Annotated in this window: 16 protein-coding genes; 4 read left to right on the top strand and 12 right to left on the bottom strand. The window is 59.6% G+C overall.

What is annotated here, in order from left to right; all coding sequences use genetic code 11:
- The first annotated feature begins 9 nt into the window (after positions 1-9).
- Positions 10-414, top strand: a complete 405-nt coding sequence (locus ACA056_RS20780) for a hypothetical protein (protein ID WP_497267412.1) — start codon at positions 10-12, stop codon at positions 412-414.
- Positions 415-461: 47 nt separating this feature from the next.
- On the opposite strand, the gene ACA056_RS20775 is transcribed toward ACA056_RS20780, so the two are convergent.
- From ACA056_RS20775 to gcl, 11 genes are all read right to left on the bottom strand, one after another.
- Positions 462-1,349 carry a LysR family transcriptional regulator gene (locus ACA056_RS20775; RefSeq protein WP_497267410.1) on the bottom strand — a complete coding sequence of 296 codons (888 nt, stop codon included), beginning with the start codon at positions 1,347-1,349 and terminating at the stop codon, positions 462-464.
- A gap of 30 nt (positions 1,350-1,379) precedes the next feature.
- A complete protein-coding gene (locus ACA056_RS20770; RefSeq protein WP_497267408.1) occupies positions 1,380-2,099 on the bottom strand; it encodes an SDR family oxidoreductase in 720 nt (239 codons plus the stop codon).
- A gap of 183 nt (positions 2,100-2,282) precedes the next feature.
- Positions 2,283-3,488 (bottom strand): MFS transporter, encoded by a 1,206-nt coding sequence (locus tag ACA056_RS20765; RefSeq protein WP_046046348.1) that lies wholly within the window; start codon positions 3,486-3,488, stop codon positions 2,283-2,285.
- Between the two features lie 490 nt (positions 3,489-3,978).
- The gene (locus ACA056_RS20760) at positions 3,979-4,977 is read right to left on the bottom strand and encodes a sulfate ABC transporter substrate-binding protein (protein WP_497267405.1); all 999 of its coding nucleotides are present in this window, start codon (positions 4,975-4,977) and stop codon (positions 3,979-3,981) included.
- A 104-nt stretch (positions 4,978-5,081) separates the two neighbouring features.
- The gene (locus tag ACA056_RS20755; RefSeq protein WP_497267403.1) at positions 5,082-5,906 is read right to left on the bottom strand and encodes an ion transporter; all 825 of its coding nucleotides are present in this window, start codon (positions 5,904-5,906) and stop codon (positions 5,082-5,084) included.
- Between the two features lie 21 nt (positions 5,907-5,927).
- Positions 5,928-6,851 carry an urea transporter gene (locus tag ACA056_RS20750; RefSeq protein WP_497267401.1) on the bottom strand — a complete coding sequence of 308 codons (924 nt, stop codon included), beginning with the start codon at positions 6,849-6,851 and terminating at the stop codon, positions 5,928-5,930.
- A gap of 162 nt (positions 6,852-7,013) precedes the next feature.
- Positions 7,014-8,429, bottom strand: coding sequence for a pyruvate kinase (gene pyk, locus ACA056_RS20745; protein ID WP_497267399.1), 1,416 nt, complete (start codon positions 8,427-8,429; stop codon positions 7,014-7,016).
- On the bottom strand, positions 8,419-9,699 hold the full coding sequence (locus tag ACA056_RS20740) for a glycerate kinase type-2 family protein (RefSeq protein WP_497267397.1): 1,281 nt from the start codon (positions 9,697-9,699) through the stop codon (positions 8,419-8,421). The genes pyk and ACA056_RS20740 overlap by 11 nt, the downstream gene beginning before the upstream one ends.
- 149 nt (positions 9,700-9,848) lie before the next feature.
- Positions 9,849-10,739 (bottom strand): 2-hydroxy-3-oxopropionate reductase, encoded by an 891-nt coding sequence (locus tag ACA056_RS20735; protein ID WP_497267395.1) that lies wholly within the window; start codon positions 10,737-10,739, stop codon positions 9,849-9,851.
- A gap of 157 nt (positions 10,740-10,896) precedes the next feature.
- Positions 10,897-11,679, bottom strand: a complete 783-nt coding sequence (gene hyi / locus ACA056_RS20730; RefSeq protein ID WP_497267393.1) for a hydroxypyruvate isomerase — start codon at positions 11,677-11,679, stop codon at positions 10,897-10,899.
- 177 nt (positions 11,680-11,856) lie between these two features.
- Complete coding sequence (gcl, locus tag ACA056_RS20725) at positions 11,857-13,632, bottom strand: glyoxylate carboligase (protein WP_497267391.1); 1,776 nt, start codon at positions 13,630-13,632, stop codon at positions 11,857-11,859.
- Positions 13,633-13,898: 266 nt separating this feature from the next.
- Between gcl and ACA056_RS20720 the strand changes: the two genes are divergently transcribed.
- Both ACA056_RS20720 and ACA056_RS20715 read left to right on the top strand, forming a co-directional pair.
- Positions 13,899-14,339: a GlcG/HbpS family heme-binding protein gene (locus tag ACA056_RS20720; protein WP_497267389.1), complete on the top strand. Its 441-nt coding sequence runs from the start codon at positions 13,899-13,901 to the stop codon at positions 14,337-14,339.
- 215 nt (positions 14,340-14,554) lie between these two features.
- A complete protein-coding gene (locus ACA056_RS20715; protein ID WP_497267387.1) occupies positions 14,555-15,013 on the top strand; it encodes an REP-associated tyrosine transposase in 459 nt (152 codons plus the stop codon).
- Positions 15,014-15,126: 113 nt separating this feature from the next.
- Here the strand turns inward: ACA056_RS20715 and ACA056_RS20710 are convergent, their stop codons facing one another.
- Entirely contained in the window at positions 15,127-15,732 is a 606-nt protein-coding gene (locus tag ACA056_RS20710; RefSeq protein ID WP_497267385.1) for a TetR/AcrR family transcriptional regulator, read from the bottom strand.
- A 134-nt stretch (positions 15,733-15,866) separates the two neighbouring features.
- Between ACA056_RS20710 and ACA056_RS20705 the strand changes: the two genes are divergently transcribed.
- On the top strand, positions 15,867-16,781 hold the full coding sequence (locus ACA056_RS20705; RefSeq protein ID WP_497267383.1) for a DUF808 domain-containing protein: 915 nt from the start codon (positions 15,867-15,869) through the stop codon (positions 16,779-16,781).
- Positions 16,782-16,836 lie beyond the last annotated feature (55 nt).

Below are 16,836 nucleotides of genomic sequence, written 5' to 3'. Positions count from 1 at the left end.
AACGCCACTATGACCGCCATCGCTCGTATCACCCTGCTCAGTATGGTTTTGGGGTTAAGCGCTTGTGTGGTCCAACCGCAGCAGCCTGAACGGCTGCCACCGATCCCGCCGTCGCAGCCGCGTCCGACGCCGTCCCCGACACCGACACCGGGCAAGCCGAGTATTCCGGCCAAGCCCGCCAAACCGCTGCCACGCACCTCCGCCAGCTTCGCGCCGCCACCGGGTGGCAACAGCCATTGGGACGCCAAGCTCGGCGTGTACGTACTTGATGATCAGACCAACACCTTCTACCGCCAGCGCACGTACTACCGCTGGGATAACGGTTGGAGCCGGTCGATCAGTCCGAACGGGCCATGGGAAGAGACAGATATCCAAGGCGTGCCGGGCGGGTTGGGACGGCAATTCGGGCAGTAAATAGAAACGGCGATCCTTGGATCGCCGTTTTGCTTTCTGAGCGTTTCTCAGACCTCCTGTGTCAGCAATCCCTGCACATACTCCACAAACGCCCGGGCCTTCGCACTGGCCATTCTGCCCGTGGGAAACACTGCCCAAAGCTCCTGAATCGGCAACGTCCAATCCTTCATCACTTCCCTGACCGCGCCGTTGGCCAGTTCCGGTGCAAACATCCATTCGGATGCCATGGTCAGCCCTTGATGGGTGAGTACGGCTGCACGCAGACCTTCGGCGGCGTTGACGCGGATTCGCCCGCTGATGATGACTGACTGATCATCTGTCCCATTGCGGAATTGCCAACTGGCACCACCGCTCAAGGTGTAGATGACTGCTTGGTGTTTACTCAGATCGGCGGGGCAGGTGGGCTCGCCGTGTTTTTCGAAATAGGCGGGCGTGCCCAACACCACGCGCCGACACTCGGCGATCTTGCGGGCGGTGAGGCCGGAGTCGCTCAGGGCGCCCATGCGCAGGGCGATGTCGACGCCTTCTTCCACCAGGTTGACGTTGCGATCGTCCAGCATCAAATCGATGTTCAGGTCCGGATTCTGATCTAGGAAAGGCCCGAGGTGCGGAACGATATGCAGCCGGCCGAAGGTCACGGCGGCGCAGATGCGTAGGTCGCCGGTCAGGCCGCTGGCGGCACCGCAAGCGGCGTTGTCAGCCTCGTCCACTTCTTCGATGGCACGCTTGGACCGTTCGAAAAAGGCCAGGCCAGCTTCGGTGGATGTCAGGCCTCGGGTTGAGCGCAACAGCAGCCTGACCGCGAGGCGCGCCTCCAACTGCGCGATGGCTTTCGAGACGGCGGGCTGGCCGATATTCAGGCGCCGGGCGGCGGCGGAAAACGAACCGGTTTCCACCACGTAGACGAAGGTTTCCATTGCGGCGAGGCGGTCCATCGTGGGTCCTTGTTTTGATCAATGTTCGGCTCAGAAAGCCGCTTTGCCTATCGAAGACCCACCATCGACAAACAAGGTTTGCCCGGTGATAAACCCGCTCTGCTCGGACAACAAAAACGCAATCGCCGCGGCGATCTCCTGCGGCTGCCCCAAACGGCCCATCGGCACGCCGGCCAGATACCGCGCTTCACCTTCGCTGCCCGGCGGATTGTTGGCGCGGAACAATTCGGTTTCGGTCGGCCCCGGTGCCACGGCGTTCACTGTCACGCCGGTTTGCGCCAGCTCAAGCGCCCAGGATCGCGTGAAGCTGATCAGCGCCGCTTTGGCCGCCGCATACGCCGTGCGTTGGGTGATGCCAAGCACGGTCAAACTGGAGATGTTCACCACCCGACCCCAACCCTTGACGCGCATGTTCGGCAGCAGCGCCTGAGTGGCCTGCAACGCCGAATGCAGGTTGACCCGCATCACGTCGTCGAACGTGTCGAGGTCGATTTCCCCCAACACCTGGGGGCGTACCAGACCGACGTTATTCACCAGCCCATCAAATTCGTAAGTCCTGGCCAGATCCGCCAGCACTTCCTGAGTCAGTGCCCTGTCGCTTAGATCCAGCGGAAACAGGATGCCGGGAAAGCTCAGGTCGGGCGATCGGGCGACTCCGACCACCCGATGACCCGCGCGGTCCAGGTGCTCGGCGATCGCGCGGCCGATGCCTTTGCTGGCGCCGGTGATGAGAAAGGTACGTCGGGTCATTGCACACTCCTTGAAAGAACATGCCGCGGGTCAGGCGACATTTGATCGGTTCAGCCGCGAATCGCATCCAGCATCGCGTCAGGCTCAGGACGCTGAGTGTAATCCGGGTTGACCTTGGCGTAATGGATCAGGCGAGATCCTGATTCCTGTGGGAGCGTGGCTTGCCCGCGATGCTTTTAATGATTACGCCGTCGCCAACGAACGCTTTTCTGAAACACTCAAGAACCGCAACAACGCCAACAGCGGAAACGCACTACCCACAATCACGATCCACAACCAGCCGCCATGTTCATACACCGCACTGGCCACCGAGGAACCAAACGCGCCGCCGATAAAGATGCTGGTCATGTACAGCGCATTCAACCGGCTGCGGCTTTTGGCGTCGAGGGCGTAGACCGCACGTTGGCCGAGGACCATGTTCATCTGCACGCAGAAGTCGAGCACCACGCCGGTGACGGCGAGGCCGATGACGCTGTAGACCGGGTGGATGAACGCCGGCAGGAAACTCAGGCTGGCAAACAGCAGGGCCAGCAGTGAAGCAATACGGGTGTGGCCGGCATCGGCCAGTCGACCGGCAATGGGTGCAGCGATGGCGCCGATGGCCCCGACCAGGGCGAAGATCGCGATCTGGGTTTGCGACAAGCCATGATTGCGCGCCAGTTCCAGCGGCACTGCGGTCCAGAACAGGCTGAACGTGGCGAACATGCACCCCTGATAAAACGCGCGCTGACGCAACACCGGCTGTTGACGCAACAGGGTCCACAGGGAACCCAACAACTGCCCGTAAGACGCACTGTGATCAGGCTGGCGCTTGGGAATCGTCAGCGCCAGCACGATGCTGATCGCCGCCATCAACACCGCCGCAATCACAAACATCGCACGCCAGCCAAAATGGTCAGCCACCACGCTGGACACCGGTCGCGCCAACAGAATTCCCAGCAGCAAACCGCCCATGATCCCGCCGACCACACGGCCACGAGACTCCTCTGGCGCCAGATGCGCGGCCAGCGGAATCAGGATCTGCACCGACACCGAACTGAACCCCACCAGCAACGAGATCAGCAAAAACACATTTGGCTGATCGGTAAACGCGGCGCCCAACAGACTGGCAATCGCCACCACGGTCGTAATGATCATCAAACGGCGGTTTTCCAGCAGATCGCCCAGCGGCACCAGGAAGAACAGACCCAACGCGTAACCGATCTGGGTCAGCGAAACGATCAGGCTGGCCATGGTGCTGGTCAGGCCGATGTCCGGTGCGATCAGGCCGATGATCGGTTGGGCGTAGTAAATGTTGGCAACGATGGCGCCGCAGCAGAAAGCGAATAGCAGCACCATGCCTCGGGTCATTGTTGCGGTGCCGTGGGGCACTTGGGTTGCTGGGTTCATAACGGGTCTCGCTGACAAAAGGGAATGCGCGCAGGCTATTGGGCTGACCGGAACGGCGGAAGAGGGCTTGGAGTGATAGCAATCATTCCGTTGCGGAATGAGTGACGGACGTGTGTGATGTCCATCGAGGAACCTTGCGTCAAAACATTGAGGTCCGATGATACATTCACTTACATCCTGTTCGATAGCGTGCTTATGTTCTCTCCTCACGTTTCATAACCGGAAGGCACTTCCATGAAGATTGTGACGTTTGTGACCCCATGTAACGCAGGATCGACGATGGCGTCGCGAGGCCGCTATCGTCGGATCGCCGCCCGGAGCAAGCTCGCTCCCACAGGGAATCCTCAGCGAACACACATCCTGTGACCGACGGTAGACAAATGTGGGAGCGAGCTTGCTGGCGATGACGGTGGCATATTCAGCGCTGGGGTAGCTGACCGCCCACAAAAAAGGCGACCGTCTCAGGTCGCCTTTTCATTGGACTCAGGAATTACTGACCGCTGTAGATCTGATCAAAGATCCCACCATCATTGAAGTGAGTCTTCTGTACAGTCCGCCAGTCACCAAAGGTCTTCTCTACCGACAGGAAATCCACTTTCGGGAAACGATCGGTGTACTTGGACAGCACCGCCGGATCACGCGGACGCAGGTAGTTCGCCGCTGCAATCTCTTGACCTTCCGGCGACCACAGGTACTTCAGGTATTCCTCGGCAGCAGCGCGGGTGCCTTTCTTGTCGACGGTTTTATCGACCACTGACACCGGCGGTTCGGCTTCGGCGGAAACACTTGGGTAGATCACTTCAAACTGATCACGACCAAACTCCCGGGCAATCATTTCCGCTTCGTTTTCGAAGGTCACCAGCACGTCGCCAATCTGGTTGGTCATGAAGGTCGTAGTGGCTGCGCGGCCACCGGTGTCGAGGACCGGCGCTTGTTTGAACAGCTTGCCGACGAAGTCTTTGGCTTTGCTTTCGTCACCACCGTTTTTCAGCACATAACCCCAGGCCGAGAGGTAGGTGTAGCGGCCGTTACCCGACGTTTTCGGGTTTGGCACGATCACCTGCACGCCGTCCTTGAGCAAGTCGGGCCAGTCTTTCAGGGCTTTCGGGTTGCCTTTGCGGACGATGAACACGGTGGCCGAGGTGAACGGCGCGCTGTTGTTCGGCAGGCGGGTGACCCAGTTATCCGGGACCAGTTTGCCGTTGTCCGCCAGGGCGTTGATGTCGGTGGCCATGTTCATGGTGATGACGTCAGCCGGTAGGCCATCGATCACCGAACGCGCCTGTTTGCTGGAGCCGCCGAAGGACATCTGCAGGGTGATGTTTTCGTTGTGCTCGGCTTGCCAGTGTTTCTGGAAGGCAGTGTTGTAGTCCTTGTAGAAATCGCGCATCACGTCGTAGGAAACGTTAAGCAGGGTCGGTGCGGCCTGAGCCACGCTGGACAGAGCCAGACCAGCGGCCAGAAGTGAGGCGCCAAAGAGTTTTTTCACTGCGCATTCCTTGTTCTATAAAGTTTTTATTTAAAAAGTGAGGCAATTTGCCAGCGACTATAGCGGGGCGCGCATAGTCCTTTAAAGATTAAAAAGCTCTGTGCTTATTCCATTTTCTTGAATAACGCATTCCCGCATCGGGAGCAGAACGCCGCCCCATGCTCGTGGCTGTTTTTCTTGCACACCGGGCAGTCAGTTTGCAATTGTTCGCCGCGCATCGCGTTGGCCAATTCGGCGGTAAAAATCCCCGTCGGCACGGCGATGATCGAGTAACCAGTGATCATCACCAGCGACGAAATCACCTGACCCAACGGCGTTTTCGGCACGATGTCGCCGAAGCCCACAGTGGTCAGCGTGACGATAGCCCAATAGATGCCTTTGGGAATGCTGGTGAAACCGTGCTCCGGGCCTTCGATCACGTACATCAAGGTGCCGAACACTGTCACCAAGGTGCAGACGCTGACCAGAAACACCACGATCTTCTGCTTGCTGCCGCGCAATGCGGACATCAGATAGTTGGCTTGCTTCAGATACGGGCTGAGCTTGAGCACGCGGAAAATCCGCAGCATCCGAATGATCCGGATAATCAGCAGGTACTGCGCATCGGCGTAATACAGCGCAAGAATGCCGGGCACGATCGCCAGCAAATCCACCAGTCCATAGAAGCTGAACGCGTAGCGCAACGGCTTGGGCGAGCAGTACAGGCGCAGGCCGTATTCGATGGCGAAGATGACGGTGAAGCCCCACTCGATGTACGCCAGCACGTTGGCGTAGTTCTGGTGAACCGCGTCGATGCTGTCGAGCATCACGATCACAATACTGGCGAGGATGATCAACAACAGGATGCCGTCGAAGCGCCGACCGGCCTTGGTGTCGCTGTGGAAAACCATGACGTAAAGCTCTTCACGCCAGTTTTTGCTGCTGTCCATGGAAAACGCCTGAACCGAGAATCAGCGCAGCCTAGGGTGATTCTCCTCCAGAGTGCAAGGCGTACGGGCGACAGTGGTCTTGCCGAGCATTTGAACAACCGTGCGGATCAGCCAGCAACCGAGGATGAACGGCGCGGTCAGCGTTGGCAGACCGATGGCGGCAAACACCGGCGTCAGCAACAGCGCTGATGCAATACCGATGAGCGGCAGCCACGGCAGCCAAGGCTTCTGGTGCTGCGAGCTGAAGGCGAGGGCGGCGAGTACGGCGTTATAGCCACCGAGGCCGATCAATGCGGTATAGAAGTCGTGATGCAGCATGCTCCAGCCCATGCCCGCGACAGACGCCAACAACGCCCAGCAGAATGCGCGGCGATCAGCGATCAGCAAACCCACGGCAATCATCGCACCGGCCAGCGGATGACCGAGGAACATCACCTGGCCGAGGCCTTTGAGTGGTGCGGCGAGCATGTTCAGCGTATTGATTTCGATCAAGTGCGCATTTGTCGAGGGCGTGGCGAAGCACAGCAGCAACCAGCCCAGCCCCACGAAGGGCGCCGTATAGGCAGGCAGGTATTGGCTGACCCGGACGCGTTTGAGCCATTGTTGAGTGACCATCGCGCTCAGGCCGCCCGCAGCAATGATCAGCGGCGGCAACATCGCTGACCAGGGGAAGTAGAGGCTCAGCAGCAAGCCGAGCAAGACACCGTTGTAGCTGAACAACCCGGCCTGGCGATCGGATTTTGCGTAGTTACGACGTTGCGCGGTGAGCAAACCGGCGACACCGCCCAGCAGCGCACCGCCGAGCAGGGTGGGCGCGGTGAAAAGAATGGCCAACAGGCACAGCAGACCGCACAGCGGATGGCGCTGGAGGAAGATCTGGCTGAATCCGTTGAGCAGGGCAGTCGCCCAATCGGGGCAGTGGGTGTTGAAGTGGTTGGCAGGCATGGCAGTTCTGAAAGTCAAAGGGAGCGAGTCGGTCGAGCGCGACCCCGGCTGATCGCCAGCAGGCTGGCTCCCACACTGAATCTCAGTTCAGTCTTGATTCCGTGATCGACACAAAACCAATGTGGGAGCCAGCCTGCTGGCGATGAGACCGGTATGGGCGCTCTAGATCAACGTCTCGATACGCAAGGAGTTAGTCGACCCCGGTTGCCCAAACGGCACACCCGCGGTGATCAACAACGTGTCGCCACGCTTGGCCATGCCCTGCGCCTGGGCAATCTCCAGCGCTGTCGAACACACCTCATCCACCTGCCGCAGCCGATCATTGACCACCGAGTGCACGCCCCACGCCACCGTCAACCGGCGAGCGGTTTGCAGGTTCGGCGTCAGGTTGAGGATCGGCACCGTCGGCCGCTCCCGCGCTGCACGCAAACTCGACGTACCGGACTCGCTGTAATTCACCAGTACCGCCACCGGCAGCACATTGCTGATGCGACGAATCGCGCAGCTGATCGCATCGGAAACCGTCGCCTCAGCCTTAGGCCGGCTGACGTCCAGTTGCGCCTGATAGTCCGGACCATTTTCTACCTGACGAATGATCTTGCTCATCATCTGCACGGCTTCCAGCGGGTACTCACCGGACGCGGTTTCCGCCGACAGCATCACTGCATCCGCACCTTCGGCCACGGCGTTGGCAACATCGGTCACCTCGGCACGGGTCGGGGCAGGGGAGAAGCGCATCGACTCCAGCATCTGCGTCGCCACCACCACCGGTTTGCCGAGCTGGCGGCAGATGGAGATGATGTTTTTCTGGATTTGCGGCACGCTTTCGGCCGGCACTTCCACGCCCAGGTCACCGCGAGCAACCATGATCGCATCGCTCAACTCAGCGATTTCGCGCAGTTGCGTCACGGCCGAAGGCTTCTCGATCTTGGCCATCAAAAATGCTTTGTCGCCAATCAGTTCGCGCGCCTCGCGGATGTCTTGCGGACGCTGCACAAACGACAGCGCGACCCAGTCCACACCCAGCTCCAGACCGAAGCTCAAATCGCGACGGTCCTTGGCGGTCAGCGGGCTCAGTTCCAGCACCGCTTGCGGTACGTTCACGCCTTTGCGATCCGAGAGTTCGCCGCCATTGAGCACGGTGGTGTCGATGGCGTCGGAATACTTGGTGACCACGCGTAGACGCAGCTTGCCGTCGTCCAGCAACAGGTCCATGCCCGGTTCCAGCGCCGCGATGATTTCCGGGTGAGGCAGGTTGACCCGACGCTCATCCCCCGGCGTCGGGTCAAGATCCAGACGCAGAGCCTGGCCACGATGCAATTGCACCTTGCCCTCGGCGAACTTGCCGACCCGCAGTTTCGGGCCTTGCAGGTCCATCAGAATGCCCAGCGGATAATTCAGCTGGCGCTCGACTTCGCGAATCCACTGATAGCGCTGAGCGTGGTCGGCGTGATCGCCGTGGCTGAAGTTCAGGCGAAAGATGTTGACCCCGGCCTGCACCAGCTCACGGATGTCGTCGATCCCGTTAGTGGCAGGACCGAGGGTGGCGAGGATTTTGACCTTCTTGTCAGGCGTCATTTTTAGGGCTCTCGAGAATCAGGATGGCACGGAAGTCATTGACGTTGGTGCGGGTCGGTTCAGTGACGATCAGCGCGTCCAGCGCCTCGAAATAGCCGTAGCCATTGTTGTTGTCCAACTCGTCGCTGGCGCTCAGACCGAGTGCTACAGCGCGGGCGTAGCTGTCCGGGGTCATGATTGCGCCGGCGTTGTCTTCGGAGCCATCGATGCCATCGGTGTCGCCGGCCAGCGCGTAGACGCCGGGCAGGCCTTTGAGGCTGTCGGTCAGGCTCAGCAGGAATTCGGCGTTGCGTCCGCCACGGCCATTGCCGCGTACGGTTACCGTGGTTTCACCACCCGAGAGGATCACGCAGGGCGCCGCCAATGGCTGACCGTGCAGCACGACCTGACGGGCGATACCGGCGTGAACCTTGGCCACTTCGCGGGATTCGCCTTCCAGGTCGCCAAGGATCAGCGGGCTGAAACCGGCCTGACGCGCTTTCACCGCAGCGGCTTCAAGCGATTGTTGTGGACGAGCGATCAGCTGAAAGTGACTGCGCGCCAGGCTCGGATCGCCGGGTTTGACCGTCTCCGATTCCGGACTTTGCAGCCAGTTGCGCACCGAGGCCGGGACTTCAATGGCGTAACGCTTGAGGATCGCCAACGCTTCGGCGGAGGTGCTCGGGTCGGCCACGGTGGGACCGGAGGCGATGACGGTGGCGAGGTCGCCCGGTACATCGGAAATCGCGTAGGTATAAACAGTGGCCGGCCAGCAGGCTTTGCCGAGGCGGCCGCCCTTGATCGCCGAGAGGTGCTTGCGCACGCAATTCATTTCGCCAATGGTGGCGCCGGATTTGAGCAGGGCTTTGTTGATCGACTGCTTGTCGGCCAGGGTGATGCCGGCCGCGGGCAAAGCCAGTAGGGCAGAGCCGCCGCCCGAGAGCAGGAAGATCACACGGTCGTCTTCAGTCAGATTGCTGACCAGTTCCAACACGCGTTTGGCGACCGCCAGACCGGCAGCGTCAGGCACCGGGTGAGCGGCTTCAACCACTTCGATTTTTTCACACGGGGCGCCGTGGCCGTAACGGGTGACCACTAAACCTGATACTTCACCCAGCCAGCAACGCTCCACCACTTGGGCCATGGCCGCGGCGGCTTTGCCGGCGCCGATGACGATCACCCGACCGCTGCGGTCTTTCGGCAAATGGGCTTCGAGGACTTGCTGCGGATGGGCCGCGTCGATGGCTGTGGCAAACAGCTCGCGCAGGAATTGTTGCGGATTGACCGACATGGCGGGCTCCCGGATTTCTTGTTATTGGAGGGTGGAGCAACCCGGATCCTTGTGGGAGCCAGCCTGCTGGCGATTCAGGCGCCGGGGTCTATCAGACACACCGCGTCGATTTCATCGCCAGCAGGCTGGCTCCCACAGGTCAGCGGGGCTTACTTATCGCGAATCGAGAAGTTCGCCATGTGTTCCAGGCCCTTGATCAGCGCCGAGTGGTCCCAGTTGCTGCCACCGATGGCTGCGCAGGTGCTGAACACTTGCTGGGTGTTGGCGGTGTTTGGCAGGTTGATGCCCAGCTCGCGTGCGCCGGCCAGGGCCAGGTTCAGGTCCTTCTGGTGCAGGCTGATGCGGAAGCCTGGGTCGAAGGTGCCTTTGATCATGCGCTCGCCGTGCACTTCGAGGATCTTCGAGGATGCGAAGCCGCCCATCAGTGCTTCGCGCACCTTGGCCGGATCGGCACCGTTTTTCGACGCAAACAGCAGGGCTTCGGCCACGGCCTGAATGTTCAGCGCCACGATGATCTGGTTCGCCACTTTCGCGGTTTGACCGTCGCCGTTACCGCCCACCAGAGTGATGTTCTTGCCCATCGCCTGGAACAGCGGCAGAGCGCGTTCGAAGGCATCGGCCTCACCGCCGACCATGATGCTCAAGGTCGCGGCCTTGGCGCCGACTTCACCGCCGGACACTGGCGCGTCGAGGTACTGAGCACCTTTTTCGTTGATTTTGGCAGCGAAGGCTTTGGTGGCGGTTGGCGAGATCGAGCTCATGTCGATCACGACTTTGCCTTTGCCAACACCGGCCGCAACACCGTCGGCGCGGAACAGCACGTCATCGACCTGCGGGGTATCCGGCACCATGACGATGATGAATTCGGCTTCTTGCGCGACTTCTTTCGGGTTCGCCAGGGCGACGGCGCCACCGGAAATCAGGTCAGCAGGCGCGGGGTCGTGGTGCGCCGACAGGAACAGGCTGTGACCGGCTTTCTGCAGGTTCAACGCCATTGGGTGGCCCATGATGCCGGTGCCGATAAATCCGATTTTAGCCATGAGAAAATCCTCTTGTTTTTATTGCTGCTTCAAGCAAATAGGTGAGCACTGCTTTTTGGTAGGAGTGAGCCTGCTCGCGATGAGGCCGTAACATTCGACATCTCTGTTGCCTGTTACACCGCTATCGCGAGCAGGCTCGCTCCCACAGGGATCTGCGTCAGATCGCGTTGTGGGTTTTCAGCCAGCCCAGGCCCGCTTCAGTAGTAGTCAGCGGCTTGTATTCGCAACCGACCCAACCCTGATAACCGATGCGGTCCAGGTGTTCGAACAGGAAGCGGTAGTTGATTTCACCGGTGCCCGGTTCGTTGCGCCCAGGGTTATCGGCCAACTGGATGTGGTTGATCTCGCCCAGGTGCGCAGCCATGGTGCGGGCCAGGTCGCCCTCCATGATTTGCATGTGGTAGATGTCGTATTGCAGGAACAGATTGGCGCTGCCGACCTGTTCGCGAATCGACAGGGCTTGTGCGGTGTTGTTCAGGTAGAAACCCGGGATGTCGCGGGTGTTGATCGCTTCCATCACCAGTTTGATGCCCGCCGCTTGCAGCTTGTCGGCCGCGTACATGAGGTTGGCAACGAATGTTTTTTCCACGGTGGCATCGTCGACGCCTTGGGGACGAATACCGGCCAGGCAGTTGACCTGGGTGTTGCCCAACACTTTCGCGTAGGCAATCGCGAGGTCGACACCAGCGCGGAACTCTTCAACCCGGTCCGGCAGGCACGCGATACCGCGTTCGCCCTTGGCCCAGTCACCGGCCGGCAGGTTGAACAGCACTTGGGTCAAGCCATTGGCGTCGAGCTTGGCTTTGATGTCGGCGGAGCTGAAGTCGTAAGGGAACAGGTATTCGACACCACTGAAGCCAGCCTTGGCGGCGGCTTCAAAACGGGCAAGAAAATCCTGCTCGGTGAACAGCATGGACAGGTTGGCTGCGAAACGCGGCATGGTGGTCTCCTCGTGCAGATTAAATACAGATGGCCCGGTAAAACGCGATCAGTCCCCTCTCCTGGGGGAGAGGGTTAGGGTGAGGGGGAATCTGAAGTCTGATCCCGATAATGCGAGCGCCGCAAAACCTTTCCCTCACCCCAGCCCTCTCCCGGAGGGAGAGGGAGCCAGACCGGGTTAATCGAGCAACGAAATCGCCGTTGGCGCATCGTTGCCGACCAGCGCCAGGTCTTCGAATTCGTTGACGGCGTTGATCTCGGTGCCCATGGAAATGTTGGTCACACGCTCCAGAATAATCTCGACGATCACCGGCACCTTGAACTCTTCGATCAGCTCCTGAGCTCTGCGCAGGGCAGGCTGGATTTGTCCCGGTTCGAACACACGCAGCGCCTTGCAGCCCAGGCCTTCGGCGACCGCGACGTGGTCGACGCCGTAACCGTTGAGTTCCGGAGCATTGAGGTTGTCGAAGGACAGCTGCACGCAATAGTCCATGTCGAAACCGCGCTGAGCCTGACGGATCAGCCCCAGGTACGAGTTGTTCACCACCACGTGGATGTACGGCAGCTTGAACTGCGCGCCCACCGCCAATTCTTCGATCATGAACTGGAAGTCATAGTCGCCCGACAACGCCACAACTTTGCGGGTCGGATCAGCCTTGACCACGCCCAGCGCTGCGGGAATGGTCCAGCCCAGAGGACCTGCCTGACCGCAGTTGATCCAGTGACGCGGTTTGTAGACGTGCAGGAACTGCGCGCCGGCAATCTGCGACAGACCGATGGTGCTGACGTAGCAAGTGTCCTTGCCGAACACCTGGTTCATCTCTTCGTAAACGCGCTGCGGCTTGACCGGCACGTTGTCGAAGTGAGTCTTGCGCTGCAGGCTGGCTTTGCGCTGCTGGCAGTCTTGCAGCCAGGCGCTACGGTTTTTCAGCTTGCCGGCGGCTTGCCATTCGCGAGCGACTTCGATGAACACGGTCAGCGCGGCAGCAGCGTCGGAAACGATGCCCAGGTCGGGGTTGAACACGCGGCCGATTTGCGTCGGCTCGATGTCGACGTGGATGAACTTGCGACCTTCGGTGTACACGTCGATCGAACCGGTGTGGCGGTTAGCCCAACGGTTACCGACACCCAACACCACGTCGGACTTGAGCAGGGTGGCGTTGCCGTATCGGTGCGACGTCTGCAAGCCAACCATGCCGACCATCAACGGGTGATCGTCCGGGATGGTGCCCCAGCCCATCAGGGTCGGGATCACCGGGATACCGGTCAGTTCGGCGAATTCCACCAGCAATTCGCTGGCGTCGGCATTGATGATGCCGCCACCGGCGACCAGCAATGGGCGCTCGGCCTGATCGAGCATGGCCAAGGCCTTCTCGATTTGTACGCGGTTGGCGGTTGGCTTGGCCAGCGGCAGTGGTTCATAGGCATCGATGTCGAATTCGATTTCAGCCATCTGCACGTCGAACGGCAGATCGATCAGCACCGGGCCTGGACGGCCGGAGCGCATTTCGTAGAAGGCTTTCTGGAACGCGTAAGGCACCTGGCCCGGTTCCATGACGGTGGTTGCCCACTTGGTCACTGGTTTGACGATCGCGGTGATGTCGACAGCCTGGAAGTCTTCCTTGTGCATACGGGCGCGGGGTGCCTGGCCGGTAATGCAAAGAATCGGGATCGAGTCGGCCGAGGCGCTGTAGAGCCCGGTGACCATGTCGGTACCGGCAGGTCCCGAAGTGCCGATGCACACGCCGATGTTGCCGGCCTTGGTGCGGGTGTAGCCCTCGGCCATGTGCGAGGCGCCTTCAACGTGGCGAGCAAGGACGTGATCGATGCCACCGACCTTCTGCAAGGCGGAGTACAGCGGGTTGATCGCGGCGCCGGGGATGCCAAAAGCGGTATCAACCCCTTCACGGCGCATCACCAGAACGGCGGCTTCGATTGCTCTCATTTTGCTCATGGTTTTGTGCCTCTTACGTTTTGTAATTGTATACAAGTGGCTTTGCGCAGAGTGTATTCACGGCGGACGGCGCAGGTCAATCCATTTTCTCAAGCGGCCGTTTCATTCGTCGGAAGCTCGATCTACTGTGGCTTTTCGTCGCATGTGGCGCTTTTCGAGAATTATTGTATACAAAAAAATAACTCATTGTGTTCTATTTGTTGCATCGGACTTCTGAACGAAAAGCAGTCCAACAGCTTTCCCTATAACAAAATGAGGACGGCACCATGAGCGCTTTAACCTTGAAAGTTGCAGTCAACCTGACCAATCAGGCTATTTCCGCAGGGCGTGCAATCTCGGCGGCTCCATTGACCATTGCAGTACTGGATGCGGGTGGACACTTGGTCACCCTGCAGCGTGAAGACGGCGCCAGCCTGCTGCGCCCGCAGATCGCCATCGGCAAAGCCTGGGGCGCCATCGCCCTGGGCAAAGGCTCACGCCTGCTGGCGCTGGATGCACAACAACGACCGGCGTTTATCGCCGCTTTGAACAGTCTGGGGCAGGGCAGTGTTGTGCCGGCACCGGGCGGCGTTTTGATTCGGGATCAGGAAGGGAATGTGCTAGGGGCTGTTGGTATCAGCGGTGATCTTTCTGATGTTGATGAGCAATGTGCGATCAACGCGATTGAGGCGTTGGGGTTGCGGGCGGATGCGGGGGTGACTGCTTGATTTTGTAGTGACTGATCTACCGCTTTCGCGAGCAAGCCCGCTCCCACATTGGTTCGGTGGTAGACACAAAATGTCTGAACACCGCCAACCCACTGTGGGAGCGGGCTTGCTCGCGAAGGCAATCTCCCGGACACATCCAGCTAAAAGTCCGCCCCTCAGTCTTCAATTCACTGATCTAGCCTTTTCATGAATTCATCCATGAGAGAGGCAAAGGAATGCCTGAGCTGTCAGCTTCGCACCGTCTGCGCATCGGCCGATATGCCGAGCAAAACCGCATCTATCTTCTGACTGCCAATACCCTCAAACGAGAGCCTGTTTTCAGGGATTACACCTTGGGCAGGATGGTCGTACAGCAATTCAAACAAGCTCAGGAGCAAGGTTTTGCTGATTCTTTGGCCTTTGTCGTCATGCCCGATCATTTTCACTGGTTGATTCAGCTACAAAGAGGGTCGCTGGGGCAATTGATGTGCCAGACCAAATCGTTGAGTACTCGATCTATCAATGCGGTGACCGGCAGGACGGGCAGTCTTTGGCAGCAGAGCTTTCATGATCATGCGGTGCGGCGAGAGGAGGATTTGGTGAAGCTTGCTCGATATGTTGTCGCCAACCCATTGCGGGCGAGGCTGGTGGAGAAGCTTGGCGACTATCCGCTTTGGGACGCCATTTGGTTTTAGTCTCAGGACTGCGTTGCCCCCTTCGCGAGGAAGCCCGCTCCCACAAGGGATTTGTGAATATCAGAAATCGAGTGTGGGAGCGGGCTTCCTCGCGAAGAGGGCACCGCGGTGTATCAGTCCGGCTCACACCCTTTAAGCACCAACCGGATAATCGTCTGCGCCGCCGCCTCATAATCCGCCTCATCGAGATTGGCCTTCCCGGTCACCGCGGAAATCTGCCAGTCGAAGTCGGCATAGGTCTGGGTCGCGGCCCAGATGCTGAACATCAGGTGATTGGGGTCGATCGGGGCAATCTGGCCGCGGTCGATCCAGGTCTGGATGCAGTCGATGTTGTGCTTGGCCTGGCCGTTGAGCCGTTCCACCAGGTCGGCGCTCAGGTGCGGGGCGCCGTGCATGATTTCGCTGGCAAAAACCTTGGAGGCGAAGGGCAGGTCGCGGGAGATGCGGATTTTCGAGCGGATGTAGCCGCTCAGCACTTCACTGGGCACGCCGTCGGCGTTGAACGGTGTCGAGGCCTGCAGAATCGGTTCGATGATGCTTTCCAGGACCTCGCGGTAGAGGTTTTCCTTGGATTTGAAGTAGTAGTAGACGTTGGGCTTGGGCAATCCCGCCTTGGCTGCGATGTCACTGGTTTTGGTCGCAGCGAAGCCCTTGTCGGCAAATTCTTCACTGGCGGCACGCAGGATCAGTTCTTTGTTGCGCTCGCGGATAGTGCTCATAAACCAGGGGGTTCCTTGCCTGTTCTGGCGGTTGCGCATGGTAGCACCGGCCTCGCGCGGCGCTCAAGAATGCCCCGTACGGCCCCCGGCCGCGCTATGCTGCGCGGCATCCATTCAAGAAGGAAACCTGATTCATGGCAGGAAGCAGTTTACTGTTGCTGATCGACGACATCGCCGCGGTACTCGATGATGTGGCGTTGATGACCAAAATGGCCGCCAAGAAGACTGCTGGCGTGCTCGGCGACGATCTGGCGCTCAATGCCCAACAGGTTTCCGGTGTGCGTGCCGAGCGGGAAATCCCGGTGGTGTGGGCGGTGGCCAAGGGCTCGTTTCTCAACAAGCTGATCCTGGTGCCGTCGGCCTTGGCCATCAGTGCATTCATTCCGTGGCTGGTCACGCCGTTGTTGATGATCGGCGGCGCGTACCTGTGTTTCGAAGGTTTCGAGAAACTGGCCCATAAATTCCTGCACAGCAAGGCTGAAGACCAGGCCGAGCATGCAGAGCTGGTCGAAGCCGTGGCCGATCCGGCGGTCGATCTGGTGGCGTTCGAGAAAGACAAGATCAAGGGTGCCATCCGAACCGACTTCATTCTCTCGGCAGAAATCATCGCCATCACCCTCGGTACCGTGGCAGATGCTCCGCTGACCCAGCAAGTCATCGTCCTCTCGGGCATTGCCATCGTCATGACCATCGGCGTTTATGGCCTGGTGGCCGGCATTGTCAAACTCGACGACCTCGGTTTGTGGCTGACCCAGAAGCCTGGCCAGATGGCCAAAAGTATCGGCGCCGGGATCCTGCGTGCTGCTCCGTACATGATGAAAAGCCTGTCGGTGATCGGCACGGCGGCGATGTTCCTGGTAGGCGGCGGGATTCTGACCCATGGCGTGCCGGTGGTTCATCACTGGATTGAGAGCGTCAGCGCAGGGGCGGGCGGTGCCGGGTTTATCGTGCCGACGTTGCTGAATGCGGTGGCGGGGATTGTGGCCGGTGCGGTGGTGTTGGCGGGTGTGATGCTCGTTAGCAAGATCTGGCGCACCGTTAAAAGTTAATGTGTGAGAAATGAAAAAGGCCATTCGATCCGCATCGAATGGCCTTTTTTGTCGC

This window comes from Pseudomonas sp. LBUM1666, assembly GCF_059695775.1.
This window is presented reverse-complemented; position numbering and strand designations above follow the sequence as displayed.

Bases quoted from the DNA above. Each gene is read 5' to 3' on its own strand.
- ACA056_RS20715 (WP_497267387.1), top strand. From the start codon at position 14,555: ATGCCTGAGCTGTCAGCTTCGCACCGTCTGCGCATCGGCCGATATGCC.
- hyi (WP_497267393.1), bottom strand. From the start codon at position 11,679: ATGCCGCGTTTCGCAGCCAACCTGTCCATGCTGTTCACCGAGCAGGAT.
- ACA056_RS20775 (WP_497267410.1), bottom strand. From the start codon at position 1,349: ATGGACCGCCTCGCCGCAATGGAAACCTTCGTCTACGTGGTGGAAACC.
- ACA056_RS20780 (WP_497267412.1), top strand. From the start codon at position 10: ATGACCGCCATCGCTCGTATCACCCTGCTCAGTATGGTTTTGGGGTTA.
- ACA056_RS20755 (WP_497267403.1), bottom strand. From the start codon at position 5,906: ATGGACAGCAGCAAAAACTGGCGTGAAGAGCTTTACGTCATGGTTTTC.
- ACA056_RS20710 (WP_497267385.1), bottom strand. From the start codon at position 15,732: ATGAGCACTATCCGCGAGCGCAACAAAGAACTGATCCTGCGTGCCGCC.
- ACA056_RS20705 (WP_497267383.1), top strand. From the start codon at position 15,867: ATGGCAGGAAGCAGTTTACTGTTGCTGATCGACGACATCGCCGCGGTA.
- gcl (WP_497267391.1), bottom strand. From the start codon at position 13,632: ATGAGCAAAATGAGAGCAATCGAAGCCGCCGTTCTGGTGATGCGCCGT.
- ACA056_RS20740 (WP_497267397.1), bottom strand. From the start codon at position 9,699: ATGTCGGTCAATCCGCAACAATTCCTGCGCGAGCTGTTTGCCACAGCC.
- ACA056_RS20770 (WP_497267408.1), bottom strand. From the start codon at position 2,099: ATGACCCGACGTACCTTTCTCATCACCGGCGCCAGCAAAGGCATCGGC.
- ACA056_RS20720 (WP_497267389.1), top strand. From the start codon at position 13,899: ATGAGCGCTTTAACCTTGAAAGTTGCAGTCAACCTGACCAATCAGGCT.
- pyk (WP_497267399.1), bottom strand. From the start codon at position 8,429: ATGACGCCTGACAAGAAGGTCAAAATCCTCGCCACCCTCGGTCCTGCC.
- ACA056_RS20765 (WP_046046348.1), bottom strand. From the start codon at position 3,488: ATGAACCCAGCAACCCAAGTGCCCCACGGCACCGCAACAATGACCCGA.
- ACA056_RS20735 (WP_497267395.1), bottom strand. From the start codon at position 10,739: ATGGCTAAAATCGGATTTATCGGCACCGGCATCATGGGCCACCCAATG.
- ACA056_RS20750 (WP_497267401.1), bottom strand. From the start codon at position 6,851: ATGCCTGCCAACCACTTCAACACCCACTGCCCCGATTGGGCGACTGCC.